This is a genomic window from Variovorax sp. P1_H12_2 (assembly GCF_056405335.1).
In genome coordinates, this window is sequence record NZ_JBFUCI010000759.1 from 1 (window position 1) to 1223 (window position 1223).

Sequence of the window (1223 nt, forward strand, 5' to 3'; positions counted from 1 at the left end):
TCTCGACATGCCCCGACACCGGGAAGTCCTTGCGGAACGGATGGCCGATGAAGCCGTAGTCGGTCAGGATGCGGCGCAGGTCGTCATGGCCCTCGAACACGATGCCGTAGAGATCGAAGGCTTCGCGCTCGAACCAGCCGGCGCCATTCCAGACGCTGGTCAGCGAATCGACGACCGGCAGGTCCTCGTTGGGCACGAACACCTTGAGGCGCACGCGCTGATTCAGGCTGACGGACAGCAGGTGGGTGACGACGCAGAAACGCTCGCCCTGCCACTCGCCTTCGCGGTAATCGGAATAGTCCATGCCGCAGAGATCGATCAACTGCTCGAAGCGGCAGCCGGGGGCGTCGCGCAGCAGGGTCGCGGCTTCGAGGTAGTCGGCAGCAGCCACCACCACCGTCACCTCGCCCAGCGCGAGCGTGACGCTCCTGGCCTTGGGTCCAAGCGTTTCGGTGATCTGGGTCTGCAGCGCCTCGGGAGAAATGGCAAAGTCGGTCATGTCTCTCGCTCTTCAGGCGCGCGCGATCGTGTTGGTACGGCGGATCTTCTGCTGGAGCTGGATGATTCCGTACAGAAGCGCCTCGGCGGTCGGCGGGCAGCCCGGCACATAGACGTCGACCGGCACGATGCGGTCGCAGCCGCGCACGACCGAGTAGCTGTAGTGGTAGTAACCGCCGCCATTGGCGCACGACCCCATCGAGAGCACCCAGCGCGGCTCGGGCATCTGGTCGTAGACCTTGCGCAGCGCCGGCGCCATCTTGTTGCACAGCGTGCCGGCCACGATCATCAGATCGGACTGGCGCGGGCTGGGGCGGAACAGCATGCCGAAGCGGTCGATGTCGTAGCGGGCGGCGCCCGCGTGCATCATCTCCACGGCACAGCAGGCCAGACCAAAGGTCATGGGCCACAGTGATCCGGTCTTGGCCCAGTTCACCACCGAGTCGTAGGTGGTGGTGACGAAGCCTTCCTTCATGACGCCTTCAATGGCCATTTTGCGGATTCCTTGTCATTCCCAATCGAGCGCGCCCTTTTTCCACTCGTAGACGAAGCCCACGACGAGGATGGCCAGGAAGATCATCATGGCCCAGAAGCCGACGGCACCGATCTCCTTGAGCGCGATGGCCCAGGGAAAGAGAAAAGCGATTTCGAGATCGAAAAGAATGAAGAGAATCGCGACCAGGTAGTACCGGACGTCGAACTTCATGCGCGCATCTTCGAAGGCT

Annotated in this window: 3 protein-coding genes; all 3 read right to left on the reverse strand. The window is 63.0% G+C overall.

The window, feature by feature from the left end:
* Window positions 1-499 (reverse strand): NADH-quinone oxidoreductase subunit C (locus tag AC1D2K_RS34920; RefSeq protein WP_478095031.1); only part of this gene is annotated, 499 nt, incomplete at its 3' end.
* A 12-nt stretch (window positions 500-511) separates the two neighbouring features.
* Window positions 512-991: a NuoB/complex I 20 kDa subunit family protein gene (locus AC1D2K_RS34925; protein ID WP_021008163.1), complete on the reverse strand. Its 480-nt coding sequence runs from the start codon at window positions 989-991 to the stop codon at window positions 512-514.
* A 15-nt stretch (window positions 992-1006) separates the two neighbouring features.
* A partial coding sequence (gene ndhC, locus AC1D2K_RS34930) for an NADH-quinone oxidoreductase subunit A (RefSeq protein WP_478095033.1) occupies window positions 1007-1223 on the reverse strand: 217 nt, incomplete at its 5' end.